Source organism: Streptomyces sp. NBC_00442 (assembly GCF_036014195.1).
GTDB lineage: Bacteria > Actinomycetota > Actinomycetes > Streptomycetales > Streptomycetaceae > Streptomyces.
In genome coordinates this window covers 4005078-4020691 of record NZ_CP107918.1, presented here as the reverse complement: position 1 = coordinate 4020691, position 15614 = coordinate 4005078, and the positions used below count along the sequence as shown (strand labels likewise).

18 protein-coding genes, 1 tRNA gene and 1 pseudogene are annotated in these 15614 nt (G+C 70.1%); 10 read left to right on the top strand and 10 right to left on the bottom strand.

The window, feature by feature from the left end; genetic code table 11:
- Window positions 1–110: 110 nt before the first annotated feature.
- The gene (locus tag OG432_RS18105) at window positions 111–1187 is read right to left on the bottom strand and encodes a hypothetical protein (RefSeq protein WP_328311984.1); all 1077 of its coding nucleotides are present in this window, start codon (window positions 1185–1187) and stop codon (window positions 111–113) included.
- A 286-nt stretch (window positions 1188–1473) separates the two neighbouring features.
- Here OG432_RS18105 and OG432_RS18100 point away from each other — a divergent pair, with 286 nt between their 5' ends.
- The gene (locus tag OG432_RS18100) at window positions 1474–2457 is read left to right on the top strand and encodes a Yip1 family protein (protein ID WP_328311983.1); all 984 of its coding nucleotides are present in this window, start codon (window positions 1474–1476) and stop codon (window positions 2455–2457) included.
- Window positions 2458–2577: 120 nt separating this feature from the next.
- Here the strand turns inward: OG432_RS18100 and OG432_RS18095 are convergent, their stop codons facing one another.
- The 3 genes from OG432_RS18095 to OG432_RS18085 all read right to left on the bottom strand — a co-directional run bounded on the left by OG432_RS18095 (window position 2578) and on the right by OG432_RS18085 (window position 3938).
- Complete coding sequence (locus tag OG432_RS18095; protein WP_328311982.1) at window positions 2578–3084, bottom strand: phosphoribosyltransferase; 507 nt, start codon at window positions 3082–3084, stop codon at window positions 2578–2580.
- Window positions 3085–3086: 2 nt separating this feature from the next.
- The gene (gene dcd / locus OG432_RS18090) at window positions 3087–3662 is read right to left on the bottom strand and encodes a dCTP deaminase (RefSeq protein WP_267058858.1); all 576 of its coding nucleotides are present in this window, start codon (window positions 3660–3662) and stop codon (window positions 3087–3089) included.
- Window positions 3663–3758: 96 nt separating this feature from the next.
- Window positions 3759–3938 (bottom strand): hypothetical protein, encoded by a 180-nt coding sequence (locus OG432_RS18085; protein ID WP_328315145.1) that lies wholly within the window; start codon window positions 3936–3938, stop codon window positions 3759–3761.
- A gap of 241 nt (window positions 3939–4179) precedes the next feature.
- On the opposite strand from OG432_RS18085, the gene OG432_RS18080 reads away from it, so the two are divergent.
- A tRNA-Gly gene (locus tag OG432_RS18080) sits at window positions 4180–4253 on the top strand.
- A 156-nt stretch (window positions 4254–4409) separates the two neighbouring features.
- Here the strand turns inward: OG432_RS18080 and OG432_RS18075 are convergent.
- Window positions 4410–4847: an NUDIX hydrolase gene (locus tag OG432_RS18075; protein WP_328311981.1), complete on the bottom strand. Its 438-nt coding sequence runs from the start codon at window positions 4845–4847 to the stop codon at window positions 4410–4412.
- A gap of 129 nt (window positions 4848–4976) precedes the next feature.
- The gene (locus OG432_RS18070; RefSeq protein WP_328315144.1) at window positions 4977–5204 is read right to left on the bottom strand and encodes an SDR family NAD(P)-dependent oxidoreductase; all 228 of its coding nucleotides are present in this window, start codon (window positions 5202–5204) and stop codon (window positions 4977–4979) included.
- A gap of 18 nt (window positions 5205–5222) precedes the next feature.
- Here OG432_RS18070 and OG432_RS18065 point away from each other — a divergent pair, with 18 nt between their 5' ends.
- Window positions 5223–6296 (top strand): alpha/beta fold hydrolase, encoded by a 1074-nt coding sequence (locus OG432_RS18065; RefSeq protein WP_328311980.1) that lies wholly within the window; start codon window positions 5223–5225, stop codon window positions 6294–6296.
- Between the two features lie 2 nt (window positions 6297–6298).
- On the opposite strand, the pseudogene OG432_RS18060 reads toward OG432_RS18065, so the two are convergent.
- Window positions 6299–6433, bottom strand: a pseudogene (locus tag OG432_RS18060) (acyl carrier protein); the annotation flags it as partial.
- Between the two features lie 32 nt (window positions 6434–6465).
- The gene (locus tag OG432_RS18055; protein ID WP_328311979.1) at window positions 6466–7365 is read right to left on the bottom strand and encodes an alpha/beta fold hydrolase; all 900 of its coding nucleotides are present in this window, start codon (window positions 7363–7365) and stop codon (window positions 6466–6468) included.
- Between the two features lie 128 nt (window positions 7366–7493).
- Here OG432_RS18055 and OG432_RS18050 point away from each other — a divergent pair, with 128 nt between their 5' ends.
- Complete coding sequence (locus OG432_RS18050; RefSeq protein WP_328311978.1) at window positions 7494–8717, top strand: glycosyltransferase; 1224 nt, start codon at window positions 7494–7496, stop codon at window positions 8715–8717.
- Between the two features lie 38 nt (window positions 8718–8755).
- On the opposite strand, the gene OG432_RS18045 is transcribed toward OG432_RS18050, so the two are convergent.
- Together OG432_RS18045 and OG432_RS18040 are read right to left on the bottom strand one after the other, a co-directional pair.
- A complete protein-coding gene (locus OG432_RS18045; RefSeq protein ID WP_328311977.1) occupies window positions 8756–9094 on the bottom strand; it encodes a hypothetical protein in 339 nt (112 codons plus the stop codon).
- Window positions 9095–9272: 178 nt separating this feature from the next.
- Window positions 9273–11126 (bottom strand): toll/interleukin-1 receptor domain-containing protein, encoded by a 1854-nt coding sequence (locus OG432_RS18040; RefSeq protein WP_328311976.1) that lies wholly within the window; start codon window positions 11124–11126, stop codon window positions 9273–9275.
- A 38-nt stretch (window positions 11127–11164) separates the two neighbouring features.
- Here OG432_RS18040 and OG432_RS18035 point away from each other — a divergent pair, with 38 nt between their 5' ends.
- The 6 genes from OG432_RS18035 to OG432_RS18010 all read left to right on the top strand — a co-directional run bounded on the left by OG432_RS18035 (window position 11165) and on the right by OG432_RS18010 (window position 15315).
- Window positions 11165–12070, top strand: coding sequence for a hypothetical protein (locus OG432_RS18035; RefSeq protein ID WP_328311975.1), 906 nt, complete (start codon window positions 11165–11167; stop codon window positions 12068–12070).
- 69 nt (window positions 12071–12139) lie between these two features.
- Window positions 12140–12796 (top strand): DUF5994 family protein, encoded by a 657-nt coding sequence (locus tag OG432_RS18030; protein ID WP_328311974.1) that lies wholly within the window; start codon window positions 12140–12142, stop codon window positions 12794–12796.
- A gap of 5 nt (window positions 12797–12801) precedes the next feature.
- Window positions 12802–13032, top strand: a complete 231-nt coding sequence (locus tag OG432_RS18025) for a hypothetical protein (protein ID WP_328311973.1) — start codon at window positions 12802–12804, stop codon at window positions 13030–13032.
- A 93-nt stretch (window positions 13033–13125) separates the two neighbouring features.
- Window positions 13126–13995 (top strand): slipin family protein, encoded by an 870-nt coding sequence (locus tag OG432_RS18020; RefSeq protein WP_328311972.1) that lies wholly within the window; start codon window positions 13126–13128, stop codon window positions 13993–13995.
- Window positions 13996–14175: 180 nt separating this feature from the next.
- Window positions 14176–14433, top strand: a complete 258-nt coding sequence (locus OG432_RS18015; protein ID WP_328311971.1) for a hypothetical protein — start codon at window positions 14176–14178, stop codon at window positions 14431–14433.
- 132 nt (window positions 14434–14565) lie between these two features.
- Window positions 14566–15315 carry a GAF domain-containing protein gene (locus tag OG432_RS18010; RefSeq protein ID WP_443058407.1) on the top strand — a complete coding sequence of 250 codons (750 nt, stop codon included), beginning with the start codon at window positions 14566–14568 and terminating at the stop codon, window positions 15313–15315.
- Window positions 15316–15614: the final 299 nt, after the last annotated feature.

Genomic DNA, 15614 nt, shown 5'->3' with positions numbered 1-15614 from the left:
GGCCCGTACGCACGGGAGCGGCCGGTTCTGCCCGAGGGCGGAACCGGCCGCTTTCCGTTGCGCGGGCGGGGGCGCGCGGGCGAGGGCGCGCGGGCCGGGCCCGGGGCCGGTCAGCCTTGGTGGCCGCGGCGGCGCAGCATCGCGAAGCCGAGGCCCGCGGCCCCCGCGGCGGCCAGACCGCCACCGGCGGCGAGCATCGGCGTCCGGTCGGACGAGCCGTCCTGAACCCCCACACCCTCCGCACCGGCCTTGACGCCCCCCTTGGGGACGACGCCGGCGGTCGTGCGGTCCACGACGATGTCGTGCGGCTGCGGCTGCGGCTTCCGGCCGTCCTTCTTGTGGTCCTTCTCGACGGTGTACTTCTCGATGAGCCTGCCGTCGAAGTCGTAGACCCAGCTGTTGCCCCCGTGCCTGCCGTCGATGACGACGAACTTGTACACGCTCCTGCCGGCGTCGACGATCTTGTAGGCCCAGCCGTCGTTGAGCGCGGACGGGTCCTTCAAGTCGAGCGCGCCGAGGAAGGTGCCGTTCGCCATGGAGATCTCGACGCGGGGGCCGTTGCCGGTCTTGATGAGCTTGGCCGTGCGGCCGTCGGGCATCGTGATCTTCACGGAGGAGATGACGTCGGACTTCTTCCCGTCCTTCTTCTTCGACTCGTCCTTCTTCTTGTTGGACTCGTCCTTCTTCTTGCCGCCGTCGATCCAGGAGGTGACGCTGCCGTCCGGGTTCAGCACGACGTACAACCCGTTGTTCTGCCCCGTGGCGGACGCTCCCTCGGCGACGAGAGTGTCGAGCTTGGCACCGTTGGCCCAGATCTCGGCCTCGTAGTGGTTCTGGCCGAGCTTGTAGACCTTGGCGACGGAACCGTCCGCGAGCTCGACGGACTTCACGAAGGAACGGACGCCTTTCCGGGTCTCGTCGTCCGTCTTCTTCTCGTCGTCCTTCTGGGCGTTCCCGTCCTTCTTGGTGTTCTCGTCCTTCTTGGCGCTCTCGTCCTTGCTCGTGCCGTCGGACGGGCCCTGCGGCTGGGTCTGCGGCTGGATCCGCGGCCGACTCTGCGCGTCGGACGGGGCGGCGGGCGGGGCGGCGGGCGAGTCGGCGAAGGCGGCGCCGGCCGGGAGGGCGAGCGCGGCGACGGCTCCGGTGGCGATGGCGGCGGTGCGGACGGTACGGCGGGTGGCGCGCATGGGTGATCTTCCTCGCAACGTAGAAGCGTGAAGCTTGTCTGTCATGTCGGGCCTGTCCTGCTTCACGGCGGCGACATCGGCAAAGTTACGAGTGCGATGTTTGGGTCGTACGTAGGCAATGTAACGGCCACCTTCGACTTCGGACGCAGCCGTGTAAATCGGGCGGAATTCAACCAAAACACCCGGCCACCCCGGAGCCCCTAGGGGATGTCACAGGTCAGCCGCAAAGGGGCCCGGTTCCGGCCGCCCCGGGTTGGCGTACCGCCGGAACAGGTACGTTCGATTCGTGGCTGGATTCAGGATGGGACGCGGCGGCCGGGACAACAACCGCCCCCCGCGGCGACCGCAACAGCAAGGGCAGCAGCAGGCGCCGGCACAGCAGTGGCCGGGCGCCCAGCAGCAGCCGCAGTACGGGTACGGGCAGGGGCAGGGCCAGGGGCAGCAACAGCAGCGACCGCAGGGTTACGGGCAGGGGCAGCCCCCGCAGTACGGGAGCGGGCAGCCGCAGTACCGGCAGGCGCCCCCGCCCCAGCAGGATGAGCCGGAGTACTTCGGCGATCCGTACTACCAGGGCCAGGGCCAGGGTCGGAGTGGCCCGCAGGGTTACGCCCCCGCCCAGGACCCGTACGCCAACAACCCGGGCCACACCCAGGCGTTCAGCATCGGCGAGGACCCGTACGGCGACGGCGCGACCTACCGCGCCGGTGCGGCCACCGCCCCGCCCAGCGGCCCGCGCCTGCCCTGGAAGGAGCTCCTGTCCGGCATCGTGATGCGGCCGGGCCCGACCTTCTGGCAGATGCGGGACTACCCGGTGTGGGGTCCCGCGCTGATCATCACGTTCCTCTACGGGATGCTGGCGATCTTCGGCTTCGACAAGGCGCGCGAGGACGTCATCAGCAGCACGCTGGGCACCGCGGTGCCGGTGGTCCTCATCACCGGCGTCGTGTTCGTGGCCGGTGGCATGATCCTCGGGGCGGTGACGCACACGATGGCCCGCCAGCTCGGCGGCGACGGCGCGTGGCAGCCGACGGTGGGCCTCTCCATGCTGATCATGTCCCTGACGGACGCCCCGCGCCTGCTCCTGGCCCTGTTCCTGGGCGGCGACAACGGCCTGGTCCAGGTGGTGGGCTGGGCGACGTGGCTGGCGGCCGGCGCACTGTTCACGTCGATGGTGAGCAAGTCCCACGATCTGCCCTGGCCGAAGGCGCTGGGCGCGTCCGCGATCCAGCTGCTGGCGCTGCTCTCGCTGATCAAGCTGGGCACGATCTAGGCGCAGGCACAGGCACAGGCACAGGCACAGGCACAGGCACAGCAGGAAGGGCCCTGGTGCGGTCGGCCGACCGCACCAGGGCCCTTCCACGTATCCCCGCCCCGTCCCCGGAGCGCAGGCTCAGGCGTCGAGGACCTGGCCCTCGCGCCGCACGACGGGCGGCTCGACGCTCCAGGGGAAGTTGATCCACTCGTCCGTACGCTTCCACACGTACTCGCACTTCACGAGGGAGTGGGACTTCTCGTAGATGACGGCGCTGCGGACCTCGGCGACGTGGTCGAGGCAGAAGTCGTACACCAGCTTCAGCGTCTTGCCGGTGTCGGCCACGTCGTCCGTGATCAGCACCTTCTTGCCGGAGAAGTCGATGACGTTGGGCACGGGCGCGAGCATGACCGGCATTTCGAGCGTGGTGCCCACGCCGGTGTAGAACTCGACGTTCACCAGGTGGATGTTCTTGCAGTCCAGCGCGTAGGCGAGCCCGCCCGCGACGAAGACGCCGCCGCGCGCGATGGAGACCACGATGTCGGGCTCGTAACCGTCGTCGGCGATGGTCTGCGCGAGCTCGCGGATGGCCCCGCCGAACTTCTCGTAGGTGAGGTTCTCGCGCAGGTCGTTCTGGTCGCTCATGCTCACACCTGGGTCCGATGGAAATTGAGGAAGGACCGCGAGGCGGTCGGCCCGCGCTGGCCCTGGTACCGCGATCCGTACCGCTCCGACCCGTACGGCTCCTCGGCGGAGGAGCTCAGCCGGAACAGGCACAGCTGCCCGATCTTCATCCCCGGCCACAGCTTGATGGGCAGCGTGGCGACGTTGGAGAGCTCAAGGGTGACGTGGCCGGAGAACCCGGGGTCGATGAAGCCGGCGGTGGAGTGCGTGACGAGGCCGAGCCGGCCGAGCGAACTCTTGCCCTCCAGGCGGCTGGCGAGGTCGTCGGGGAGCGAGATGACCTCGTACGTCGACGCGAGCACGAACTCCCCGGGGTGCAGGATGAACGCCTCGTCGCCGTCGGGCTCCACGAGCCGGGTGAGGTCGGCCTGCTCGACCGCGGGGTCGATGTGCGGGTAGCGGTGGTTCTCGAACACCCGGAAAAAGCGGTCGAGGCGCACGTCGATGCTGGACGGCTGCACCATGGATTCGTCGTAGGGATCGATCCGTACCCGCCCGGAGTCGATCTCGGCCCGGATGTCCTTGTCTGAGAGAAGCACGCCCCGAGGATACGCAAGGCGCGCGGCCCCGCCCCAATCGGACGGGCGCCGCGCGCCTGCACTCCACCGCCGCTCCACCGCCAGGCGGCCGCCGCTCTAGCTCGGGTCGACGGGCACCGGTACCGGCACGGCATTGCGCAGCCGGGCGCACCGCGGACACCGGATCAGCCGGCCGGGCCCGATCCGCGCGGCGCCGAGCTGCTGCATCGGAAACGAATCGGTGGTGAAGACGTGCCCTTCGGCGCAGCGGACGACGGTGCGCTCCAACGAGTCCATCAAGTCGCTCAAGTCCCTTCCCCAACAAGCGTGGACGGAGAAACCACCACATTAGGGGATGAACAGGACGTCCGCCCACGCGGCACTCCGCCGACGCGAGCGCCCACCACCGTACGCCCCAACTCCCGCACCCGGGACGGGGATCCCGGTCCCCGACAGCACGAAGGCCCTCGGCGAATCCGCCGAGGGCCGAGCATGGGGTAGAGTGAGCGACGACCGGTCCCCCCGCGGGAACGATCACGCGAGTGTAGTTTAATGGTAGAACATAAGCTTCCCAAGCTTAGAGCGCGGGTTCGATTCCCGTCACTCGCTCCATAGAAAACCCCAGGTCGGCGGCCTGGGGTTTGTTTGTTGTCTAGACCATTTTTTATTCCGCGTGCCATTCGCGTGCCATTCGCGTGCCACAAGGGACCGGTTGCCGAGCCGAATTGAGCGGCGCAAGCCCGGGTGACAGGCGCACATGTCCAGCGGCTAGCCCGCGGCCCCAGCCCCGAGTGCGTCGGCACCGATGGCACCTCGCAGGACGTGGACGATCTGCTCGGGCTTGAGATCGATGCTGTCGAGTCCCTCCGCGGTCAGCGGGATTTCCTCCAGTGCGTATTCGCCGCGTCCCTCGGCGCTGAATTCGGGGCCGGTGCGGTCTTCGAAGGACCAGGTCGCGATGCGGGCGAGGTAGAAGAGCCGACGCTCTTCGTCGGACTCCATCGTGTGTAGGAGGCGGACGATGTCGGCCTTCCCCGCGATCTCCTCGTGGATCTCCCGATGGAGTGCGGCCTCCCGGGAATCGTCGCTCTCCTCGACCCCGCCGCCGGGCAGCACCCAGTACACGGGGATTCCGGGCCTGGTGCGGCGGATGACCAGCATCGTGTCGTCCGCGGTGACGAGGACGGCTCGGACTCGTTCGATCATTTCGCTCTGTCTCCTTGCTTGTTGACTGGAGGTCCGCCACATCTTCGGGGCATCCATGCCGCGGGACGCACTGGCGGTTGATCCGGTCTTCCGGGCGGGCTCGGTGAAACGCAGGGATGGCGGTCTCAGCTACCACCTGGATGGTGCCGGGCAGGACGGTGTTGACGCAGATGCCGTACGGGCCGAGTCGCGGGCCAGGGAGCGGGCCCGGCCAAGGAGGCCCGCCGTGGCGGTGCTGTAGGCGACGAGGTCGGTGCGGCCGGCACGGGCGTTGACGCTGCCGATGTTCACGATCCGGCCCCAGCGGCGTTCGATCATGCCGGGAGAAGCACGATGGCGGCACATCTTCGCGGTCAGCGAGGTAGTTAGTCCGTCGTGGACGCCATTGTGATCAAGAGCGGACGAGTTCCCTTTGCGGATGCGGTGGAAGAGACCCGCTCGCTCGTATGGAGAGGCGGGCGGTACACCTGCCGAATTCTGATTCCGGACGGCGGCTCGATGAGCGAGCCGCTCTTCATCCTCGGAGGGTCGATCCATGCCCTCCATTCATGGCCGCGCCTCGAACAGAGGCTGGCCGACCGGCAGATGATCGTCTTCCTGGAGCCGCCAGGGGTCGGCGACTCGGAAGCGGTGCCGGGGGGACTGACCTGGGAGCACCTGACCGGCGCGGCGATCAACACGCTGGACGCTCTCGGCATCTCCCGCTGCAACCTTCTCGGCACCTCGGCCGGCGCTCCGACGGCCTACCGGATGGCACAGCGGGCCCCCGAGCGAGTGGCGCGCCTTCTGCTCCTGGGTGCTTCACCGCGCTTGTGCCCGGAGGCGAACGAAACTCTCCTGTCCGTGGAGCGTTTGGCCGGGCAACTGAGCAATGCTCCAGCGGGGGGAAAGGGGAGTAGGCAGGCCAAGGAACAGGCGCGGGCCCTGGTCAACATCTTCCTGGCATCCTCCACCGCTGCCACGCCGGTGACGCGTCAGGTCGTCGCCCGTGCGCTGGCCCGCAGGGTGGTCGCCCTGCCCGGACACGTTCTGGGCAACTTCATCAACTACAACCGGACCCTGCTGATCGGCAGAGATTTGCTGCCCGCTCAGGAGATCCGGGGGGTTCGTACCCTCGTGCTGACGGGTCAGAAGGATCGCGTCACGCCGCCTTCCGACGGGCGCAAGGTCGCTGCGCTGATTGACGGTTCCGTGTTCATGTACGTACGGGCAGCGGGCCACATGGTGCACAACGAGCGGGAAGCCGAGTTCGCCGACGTGGTCACGCGGTTCCTGACCGATGACAGCTTGAACGGCCTTGCCTACTGCGGTCCGCCGGAGTCCTTGGCGGTTCCTCGCCCCGAGGAGGCTCCCGCCGTCCTCGACGCCACTCGTTCGTACACCAACTCGTTGAGGGCCGCGACCGAGGGTACGGATGACAGCTCGTCCTCATCGATGACGACCCCGTAGTCGTTCTCCAGCATCACCGCCAACTCGACCACCGCCAGCGAATCAATGCCGGCTTCCTCCAGAGTGGCCCCAGGTCCGATCGAGTGCGCCTTGAGCCCGAGGTTTCCGGTCAGGAAGGGGACGAGGTCGATGTGCATGGGTCCTCCGAAGCGCATGGGACAAGCCGGCGTCATGCGACGGCGGTGGCGGTGGCGAAACACTCGACCGGGTTGAGGTAGGGGAGGTCGTCAAGGGGCTGGTCGGTGAAGAAGCGGGCCATCAGATCGGCCAGGTCCGTGTCGCGCTCGATCTGTACCAGGTGGTCGGAGTCCTTGATGGTGGCGAACCGGGCTCCGAGCCCCTCGGCGACGCGCCGTCCCACGGGAGGCGGCGTAATGGTGTCGTGTTCCCCGGTGAACACCAGGGCGGGAGTGGTGACAGTCGGCTCGGGCACGCTCCACGGATGCGACAGGAGACGCTCGTGGTGGGTGATGTCCATGGCGAGTTCCCGCTCCGTGAGATGAGCGAACCGCTGCTGCATCAGGCGTGCCACGGCGGCTCGGCGCCGGACGAAACCGTGGTCGGGCGGGGACATGAACTGCTGGACCATGTCCCGGGCCAGGTCGTCGATCAGGCCGTCGTCGACCATGCGGCGCCACCGGTGCGCGGAGGCGATGTACTCGGGGGAGGTCTCCACGGCGGTTCCACCGAGCATCAGACGTGCGACCCGGTCCGGGTGCTGCTGCGCCAGGCGCAGAGCGATGGAGGCCCCGAAGCACGCTCCGAACACGTTGACCGGTCCGAGCGAGAGCGTGTCCGCGGCGTGGCGCACGGCGTCGGCGAGAAAGCCCATGCCGTGTTCGACCGGGAGGGGATCGGCTTGCCCGTATCCGGGCAGCTCCAGCGTCAGCATGCTGCTGTGCGACAGGAGCACCCGCTCGTACCGCAGCCACGAGTGGCGGTCCTGCGACGAGCCTCCCAGGACAACGACCGGCTCGGTGGCGGAGGTTCCCGCCGTGGCCGTGCGGGCCACATACCGGAACCCGCGGAACTCCAGCTCGTGATCTGCCGCTTGGATGGTGTGAGACATCCGGCCTGTCTACCGGCGGCCCGGAGGCCAACCCAGCATTTCCTGCCGATTTCATCCATTTGAGCATGGCAGGGGACCCATGGATGCCTGGCGTCCCATCGGGCGCCCCGATGTCCCATACTCGCCCCATGCGGATCCTGCTGGTGACCTGGGGCTCGACCGGTGACGTGGCCCCCTATGCGGGCTTGGCGGTACAACTGGTCGCCGCACGACACGAGGTCGTGGTCGCCACCTCCGAACGCCACGCGCCCGCGTTTCGCGTGCACGGCCTGCCGGTCCGCGTCCTTCCCCTGGCCGGGCAAGAGGAGTCCGCGCTGGCCGCCGACCGTTTCGACCGATGGCAGAGCCCGGCCAGGCTCCGGCGCAGGACGCGCAACGGTCAGGACATCGCCCACGTGATGGCCCGCGGAGTCGTCGACGCGGTCCGGGAGGGGGTGGACGCGATCCTCGCCCACCCGCTGCCGCACCCGGTGTGCGCCATGATCGCGGCCGCGGCAGACCTGCCTTGCATCGGCGTCTACACGGTCGCACCCGGAATGCTCCTGCCGCGGCTCAGCGCGTCTCCCCGCTTGGCGCCCCACGGATACCGGATCGCCGAAACGCTGGTGCACGCCGCTATGAGTCCCCTGTACGCGCCGGCCCTTTCCTGGATCGGCCAAGAGTTCGGCGTGGGGCGCGGAACCGCTCGTACCGTCCGTGCCGTCCTGCGCGGCCGGCGCGTCCTGTACGGATACAGCGGCGCCCTGTTGCCGAAGGGCATCCCGCTGCCGGACGGTCACGCGTGCGTGGGGTACTGGTGGCCGGCCCGTGACCCCCGCTGGAGCCCCGACGAGCGCCTACGCGATTTCCTCGCCTCGGGACCCGCTCCCGTGTACTTCGGGTTCGGCAGCGCCTCACCGGGCAGCGCCGAACGCCTCAGCACCACCATCAAAGAAGCCATCCGCATGCTCGGCGTACGCGCGGTGGTACAGATCGGTGCGCAGGGGCTGAACGTCGTCGGTGACGACGTCCTGACCATCAACGAGTGCCCGCACGACTGGCTCTTCCCCCGCATGAGCGCCCTGGTGCACCATGCGGGTCCCGGAACCGCCGGCGCCGGCCTGCGAGCCGGAGTCCCCGCCGTGCCGGCACCACACGCCATCGATCAGCACTTCTGGGCCCGCCGCCTGACCGCTCTGGGCCTGGCGCCCACCACCCTCCCCGCGCGTCGCATCACGGCACCGGAGCTGGCCGGCGCGCTGCGTACGACGCTGGACGACGGGCAGTACCGCGCCCGGTCGGCCGGGCTCGCACGGATTCTTCGCGGCGAAGACGGAGCGGCACGCGTAGTGAGCGCACTGGCGGCGCTCTGAAACCGCGACCGCCCGCGGCCCGGCGGCGACCGAGTCGGTCAGTAGGCGTGCGCGTACGCGTGCGACAGCATGAGGTAGCCGACGGCGAGGAGAGCGACCGGGACGGTGACGACGAGCGCGCCCAGTGCGATCCCGGTCCGGGCCCGCCACCGTGGGACACCGTCGAGGCCGCGCACCGGGAGCAGGGAGTTGATCCCGTCCAGAATGGCGCAGATACCCACGGGGACGGTCAGGAACAGCGGGAAGTAGCGGACCATGGGGGGCAGGGCCGTCGGCAGCCACGGAGACCCGAACAGGGCGACACCGAGCGTGCCGAGCGCCAGCGACCCGGAGCCGACGGGCAAGGGCCGCTGGGGCAAACACCGTTGAACACTCATGCTCGAAAGCTAGGAGACGCCCCGCCGCGGCACATGGGTGCCGGTACTCATTCCGCCTGAGTGACACCCCGCGCCGGGTCCGCCCGGCCGGAGCCTGGGCGATGAGGCGGCGACGTTCCTGCGCCCACGAGATCGCCGCGCTCGGCACGGCAGGTGGAGAGGGCCGATCCCCGCGCCCTCAGACCCCCGTCGAGATCCCGAACTCCGCCCCGGAGATCTCCGCCAGGGACGCCGCCACGCCCTGGAGGGGCTCCCGCAGGGCGTTCAGGTCCGAGCGGAACGTGGCGGCGTGGGCCCAGCCGCGTTCGTGGTCGAGTGGGCTGGTGTGCGGCGGGCGGTGGGCTTCCCAGGCGGCGAGGAGGGGGTGCCAGCGTGTCGTGAAGGGGCGCAGGATTTCGTTCAGGAGGTGGTCCGCCACCGACCGGACCGTGGGGGCCGTGCCCGGTTCCAGGCCGATGCTGTAGCGGCGCAGCGTGTCGCGGGTGAACGAGAACAGGGTGTTCAGGGAGGTGAGCGCCTCGCGCAGACTGCCGCTGTCGGCGGGGAGTTCCTGGACACCGATGCGGCTCACCAGCTCGACCTGGAGGTCGAAGGCGGCCATCCGCTCGGCTTCTCTGACCCTCATCGTGATGCCCTCCTGCCGTACGCCGGGAACCCGGAGGCCGGGACCGTCCAGCGTAGTGGTCGCCGCTCCGAGACTGGAGAGGACCGCACGGCGCAGTGTCTCCGCGCGGGCCGGGTCGCCTTCGTGGTGGAGCCAGGAGTGTGCCGTGACCGGGTGCAGGTGGTGCCGGGCGGGCGTGAGCAGTCCGCGGACGGTCAGTTCGGCAAGACCGGCGCTCGCGCGGCGCAGGGCGACGGCGTGGGGCAGCCGGTCGGCGGCGGCGAGGACCGGGGCCACGGTCTCGGCGCCGGCCGGCAGCGGGGACAGGGCAAGGGCGCAGCGCAGGACGTCCTGGGCCTCGGCGGGTGCGCTCAGGGCGTCGCGCACGTGGTCCGCCGTGAGTTCGTCGCCGGCGAGTTCGTCGAGCAGGGAACGGCCCGGTTGGTACAGCCGGCCGGCCAGGGCGGCGGGGCCGCGGCCCGCTGCCGCCGCGCGGCCGAGCAGCCCGAGCGCGCCGGGGTGCCCGGCGGCCGCGTCGGCGATCTCGGGGGCCCCGGCGAGGACGGCGGCGGCCGCCTCGGGGAGCGGCTCCAGGTCGAGGTGTTCGCCGTGGCCCCCGTAGGCGCGGCTACGGGTGATCAGCAGGGTGCGGACCAGGGGATGCGGGGCGGTGAGTTCCATGACGGCGCGCGGTGGCAGGCCGTGGGGCACGTCGTCCACGACGTACAGGCAGGGCTTCTCGGGTGCCTGCGGCGGCCGCGGTGCGCCGGCCGCCGCCCAGTGCACGCCGCCGGGGAACGCCGCGCCGAACCGCAGCGCGTACTCCCGTGCCAGCCGGGTCTTGCCGATGCCCGGCATGCCGCGCAGTTGCACGGGGCCGGCCGAGGTGCGGCCGGTGACGAGAGGGGCCTCCTGCACGTGCAGGGCGCTGTGCAGCCGCCACAGATCGGGCAGCCTGCCGGTGAACTCGCCGACGGCGGAAGGAAGTTCGCCGTACACGCGGGGAGGCGCGGCATCCAGCCGCATGGGGCCGGGCACCTGCCGCAGATGGGCGAGCACATCGGCGACCAGCGTCTCCGGTTCGCCGTGGCGGGTGTCGCGCAGCTCGACCGGGTGGATGTGCGCGGTGCCCGGCTCGGGGTTGACCACCAGCACGCGGCGGCGGGGATCGCCCTCCCCGAGCCCGGCGAGGAAAGCGGCGGTCAGCTCCCACTGGCAGGCCGGGCGCTCCGGGTAGCCGAGCGAGTAGTACGCCAGCAGGACGCGCGAGTCGGCGAGTGCGGAACGGATCGTGTCGCTGATGCCGGCGAACCCGGCGACCGCGGACTCGTCCGTGAACACCTTCAGGCCGGCCGCGACGAACTCCGCGTGGAGTAGGCGGACTTGGCTGGCGTCTTGACGGCTGTAGCTGAGGAAGACATCCCACACGGTGTCATACCCTACTGTGGGGAACCGGGGAGGCGATCATGACGCAGTCCGGAGGCACGCCGCGGCGGGGGCGGACAGGACCTTCGCAGATCACGGCGAAACTGACGATCCCGTTCGTCGGCGAGGTGGCCGGCGTGTGGCAGCCGGCGGACGCCGAGCGCACGGCCGCCTGGGAGTTGTACTTCCAACTGGCCAGCCGGATCGCGGTCGTTCCGCTGGAGCGGGACGAGGGCGTCCTGCGCGAAGCACTCACCTCGCTGTACTCCCTCTACGACGTCACCCGCGGCATCCTGCACCAACACGGCCCGGCCGTCGCCCCGCCCGTCCCGGAGGGACGGCTCACCTTCGGGGTGCTCGCGATGGTGACCCTGAACCGCGTCCTGCGCCCGGTACTGACGGTGTGGCACCCGCGGCTCGCGGCGTACGAGGCGCTGCGGCCCGCCGGCACGGATCCCGTGAGTCACGAGCGCGCCTGGCCCGAGGCGGAGGAGTTGCGGCGCCAGCTGGACGTCACCCGGCAGGCGCTGCGGTCACTGGCCCGAACGCTGCAACAGGTGGCCGAGGTGGGCGATCTGATCGACCTGCCCGTGCCCAGGCCTCCCGTGCCGCCGCCGGCTCGCGCCCCGCTGCCCCCGTCCACCCGGCCGCGGCCCCTCGGCCGGGGTCATGACGATGGCTCCGTCGGGGACCCCCCCCCGCTGACCAGGGGTAGTGCCGCACCGAAGGTCGGCGGCCCTTCGGCCCGCGCCGGTGGGACACGGCCACGGGCCGGGATCGGTGACGCGACGCGTTCCGCATTCGCCAGCAGCGGGCCCACCCGTCCGGTGGGCGGTACGCGCTCCGCCTCCCCGCGCGATTCCTCGCCGCCGCGCGCCACCCTTCGCCCACGCCGAGGAGTACGGTTGAGGTACCGGGAGCATTTCGCACACTGGCTTCCACGCTGACGTCGTTCTCGGTTGAACAAAAGCACCGGGTGTCGTCCGTTGACGTGTTCCCGGAGACGGGTTCGCGCCATGTCCGCGACCACGATCGACCGGTTTTCCCCTCCGGTCGGGATCCCCGATCCTCCCGCGCCCTCCGCGGCGCGCATCGCCCTGAAGAGTCCCGGCGCATCCCGCGGCCTCCTGGACGGCGCCTGGTGGCCCCGCTCGCGCGACCTGCTGCGTGAACTGCCCGCACTGATCGACGCCTTGGCGCCGAAGTGGGGCCGGATCACCCGCATCGCCGTGAACCCCGAGCATTGGCCGGTCATCCCGCGAAGGATCCCCGTCACCGGGCACGTGGTGAAGGCGGGCTGGTTCAAGGACGAGCTCGACCCGCACAAGCTCCTGCTGCTCTCCTACACGGCCGGACGCTGGGACCTCCTCGTCATCCCGCCGGAAACCGGCGCCACCGCGGCCGCCCGTCTGATGGCCGCCGCTACGGATCCCGCCGGCCCGCGGCTCACCGCGAGCGCCCTCATGGCGGCCGAGGCGGCCGTGAGCGCGGCCGAGGCGCTCCTTCACGATGCGGTGCCGGTCCCGTACGACGCGGCGCGGGTCCCGCACGCCGGCTCGGCGGCCGATCGGTTGCAGGACCGGGAGGAGGCCTGGGAGTACGAAGGCGGTGCCTCCTCGACCCACGCCGTCGTCGGCACGGCACGCCCGGACCCGCTCCCGATGGGGATGTGACCGCCATGACCACGGCCCTGACCGTCGTCATCACGCTGCTTCTGATCCTCGTGGCGGTACGCGTGATCCACCTCCTCAACGCCCAGCACACCGAGAGGATCATGTTCCACCGGTACAGCCGCTTCCATCCCGGCGTCCGAGGAACCCGTAGTGACGCGACCCGGCGGGCTGCCGGCCCCGACGACCCGGCCGCCGCGGCCCCGACGCACCGGCCCGACCCGCCACGGCCCGCATGACGAGCGCAGCTCGTCACCCCCGCGAATCCTGACGCCCAGGCCCTCGCCGTCATCCCCCCCTCACCTCGCACCTCTCACCGCGGGAGCGCCGTCATGCAGCTTCTGATCATCCTCGTGATCGTCATCGTCGTGCTGGCGTTGGTGGCACTGGCCCTGACCCTCAGGATCGTCAAGCAGTACGAACAGGGAGTGCTCTTCCGCCTGGGGCGCCTGGCCGGCACGCGTGCTCCCGGGCTGCGGACCATCATTCCCCTCGTCGACGTACTGCACCGGGTGTCGCTGCGCATCGTGACGATGCCGATCCAGTCGCAGGGCATCATCACCCGCGACAACGTCAGCGTGGACGTGTCGGCCGTGGCCTACTTCCGCGTCGTGGACGCCGTGAAGTCCGTCATCGCCATCGAGAACGTGAACGCCGCCATCAACCAGATCGCGCAGACCACCCTGCGCAAGGTCGTCGGCCAGCACACCCTGGACGAGACGCTGTCGGAGACCGACCGCATCAACCTGGGCATCCGCGAGATCCTCGACGTCGCCACCGCCGAGTGGGGCGTCGAGGTCACCCTCGTCGAACTCAAGGACATCCAACTGCCCGACAGCATGAAACGCGCGATGGCCCGACAGGCCGAGGCCGAGCGCGAGAAGCGAGCCAAAATCATCAACGCCGAAGGCGAATCGCTCGCCGCGGCAGCACTCGGAGACGCCTCCGACACCATGATGGCCCACCCCCTCGCGCTCCAACTCCGCAACCTGCAAAGCCTCGTGGAGATAGGCGTCGACAAGAACACCACCGTCGTCTTCCCCGCACCCCTGATGAGCACCATCGGCGAACTGGGCGCCTTCCTCAGCCGGGAAGCGGCAGCCGCGGGAGCGCCGCCGACCCCGCACCCGGCCGAACTGGCCAAGACCGTCCACGCAGCGGGATCGAACAACAAACCCGGGCCGGTCCCCCACCAGGCCTGACCCCCTGGGCCCCGCCCCCACTCCCCCGCTCCCGGACCTCACATCTTTTTGCGGCGGGCGTGAGAGGGGGCGGGCCTATGGCGGAGATGGCGGTCGCAGCAACTCCCCCACAGGACTACGCTGTTGGGGCAGGCCCCAGTCCCCGGTCGCGTCGATCCGTTCCGTGACCGGAGGTTCGCCATGATCGTGCTGCTCGCTCTCCTCATCCTCGCCCTGTTCGGTCTCGGGTTCCTCAACGCCCTGTGGTGGGTGGCCGCCGCCGTGCTGCTCTTCGGCCTCTTCCGGTACGGGCGGGGCGGATCCGGCGGATGGGGGCGCGGGGACGATTCCGGATTCGCCTCCTACCGTGACTACCGCGACCGCGAGGACCGCTGGCGGCGCCGCTACGCACGTCAACGCCGGGGCCGATGGTTCCGCCAGGACGATCACCAGCGCTGACGCGCGCCTCGGAATGTGCGTACTGAGCGTGGTGACCGCGCGCGAGCCCCACCGTGGCGGGGCCGTGGCGGCCAGACGGATGCGGTTCAACGACGACACGAACGGGCCGCAGTCGCGCGGCGCTCGAAAGGGATGATCGGCATGGCCCGCGAACAGCGCCTCACGGAGATCTTCATCGAGGTCGCCGACTCACTGACGGACGACTTCGACGTCCTGGACCTCCTCCAGCGCCTGTCCACCCGGTGCGTCGAACTCCTCGACGTCTCCGCGGCCGGCATCCTGCTCGTCGACCCGCTCGGCAACCTCCAGGTCGTCGCCGCGTCCGACGAACACGCCCGGCTGCTGGAGCTGTTCGCCCTCCAGCACGACCAGGGTCCGTGCGTGGAGTGCTTCCGCAGCGGGACGGCCAGGACCAACATCGACCTCTCCAGCGCCAGGACGACGGCGAGCTGGCCCCGCTTCGCCACCCGCGCGCGCGAGACCGGGTACGTCGCCACCCACGCGATCCCCCTGCGGCTGCGGGACCGCAACATCGGCGCGCTCAACCTCTTCCAGAAGACGCCCCACCGCCTCGGCGCGAGCGACATCGCGCTCGCCACGGCGCTCGCGAGCGTCGCCACGATCACGATCCTCCAGCAGCGCACCCTGGAGCAGTCCCACGTCGAGAGGACGCAGCTCCAGACCGCGCTCAACAGCCGCATCCTGGTGGAACAGGTCAAGGGCCTCCTCGCCGAGCGCTGGGGGACCTCACCGGACGAGGCGTTCCACGCGTTCCGCAGCTATGCCCGCAGCCATCAGCTGGGCCTGACCGGTTTCGCCACCTCGATCATCACGGGAACGTTCGACACCGCCACCATTCCCCCGCCCCCGCTCGGAAGCTGACGCGTCCCACAAACGAAACACTCGCCAGGTACAGCGGCGATAACGGTTGGGAATGAGAGGTTGACCGATGCTCTAGGGCGACGTAACTTCGAGTTAACGAACCTGGTGAAATATACGAAGGAGGCGATGCCGGATGTCCACCATCTCCGGACTTCTTCGCCTCGCCCACCAGGTCGCCTGGGCCCCCGGCCGTGTAGCACACGGCTGCTGAACAGCCCCCTTCCCGGCTGGCCGATCATCACGGCCCCCGGGCACCTTCGCTTCTCCCCCGCCGCTTAGGCACGTTTCCCCGCCGCTCA

Coding starts and splice junctions, on each gene's coding strand:
- OG432_RS18010 (WP_443058407.1), top strand. CDS start 14,566: ATGATCGGCATGGCCCGCGAACAGCGCCTCACGGAGATCTTCATCGAG.
- OG432_RS18075 (WP_328311981.1), bottom strand. CDS start 4,847: ATGATCGAACGAGTCCGAGCCGTCCTCGTCACCGCGGACGACACGATG.
- OG432_RS18095 (WP_328311982.1), bottom strand. CDS start 3,084: ATGAGCGACCAGAACGACCTGCGCGAGAACCTCACCTACGAGAAGTTC.
- OG432_RS18030 (WP_328311974.1), top strand. CDS start 12,140: ATGTCCGCGACCACGATCGACCGGTTTTCCCCTCCGGTCGGGATCCCC.
- OG432_RS18085 (WP_328315145.1), bottom strand. CDS start 3,938: ATGGACTCGTTGGAGCGCACCGTCGTCCGCTGCGCCGAAGGGCACGTC.
- OG432_RS18055 (WP_328311979.1), bottom strand. CDS start 7,365: ATGTCTCACACCATCCAAGCGGCAGATCACGAGCTGGAGTTCCGCGGG.
- OG432_RS18105 (WP_328311984.1), bottom strand. CDS start 1,187: ATGCGCGCCACCCGCCGTACCGTCCGCACCGCCGCCATCGCCACCGGA.
- OG432_RS18015 (WP_328311971.1), top strand. CDS start 14,176: ATGATCGTGCTGCTCGCTCTCCTCATCCTCGCCCTGTTCGGTCTCGGG.
- OG432_RS18050 (WP_328311978.1), top strand. CDS start 7,494: ATGCGGATCCTGCTGGTGACCTGGGGCTCGACCGGTGACGTGGCCCCC.
- OG432_RS18025 (WP_328311973.1), top strand. CDS start 12,802: ATGACCACGGCCCTGACCGTCGTCATCACGCTGCTTCTGATCCTCGTG.
- OG432_RS18020 (WP_328311972.1), top strand. CDS start 13,126: ATGCAGCTTCTGATCATCCTCGTGATCGTCATCGTCGTGCTGGCGTTG.
- OG432_RS18035 (WP_328311975.1), top strand. CDS start 11,165: ATGACGCAGTCCGGAGGCACGCCGCGGCGGGGGCGGACAGGACCTTCG.
- OG432_RS18045 (WP_328311977.1), bottom strand. CDS start 9,094: ATGAGTGTTCAACGGTGTTTGCCCCAGCGGCCCTTGCCCGTCGGCTCC.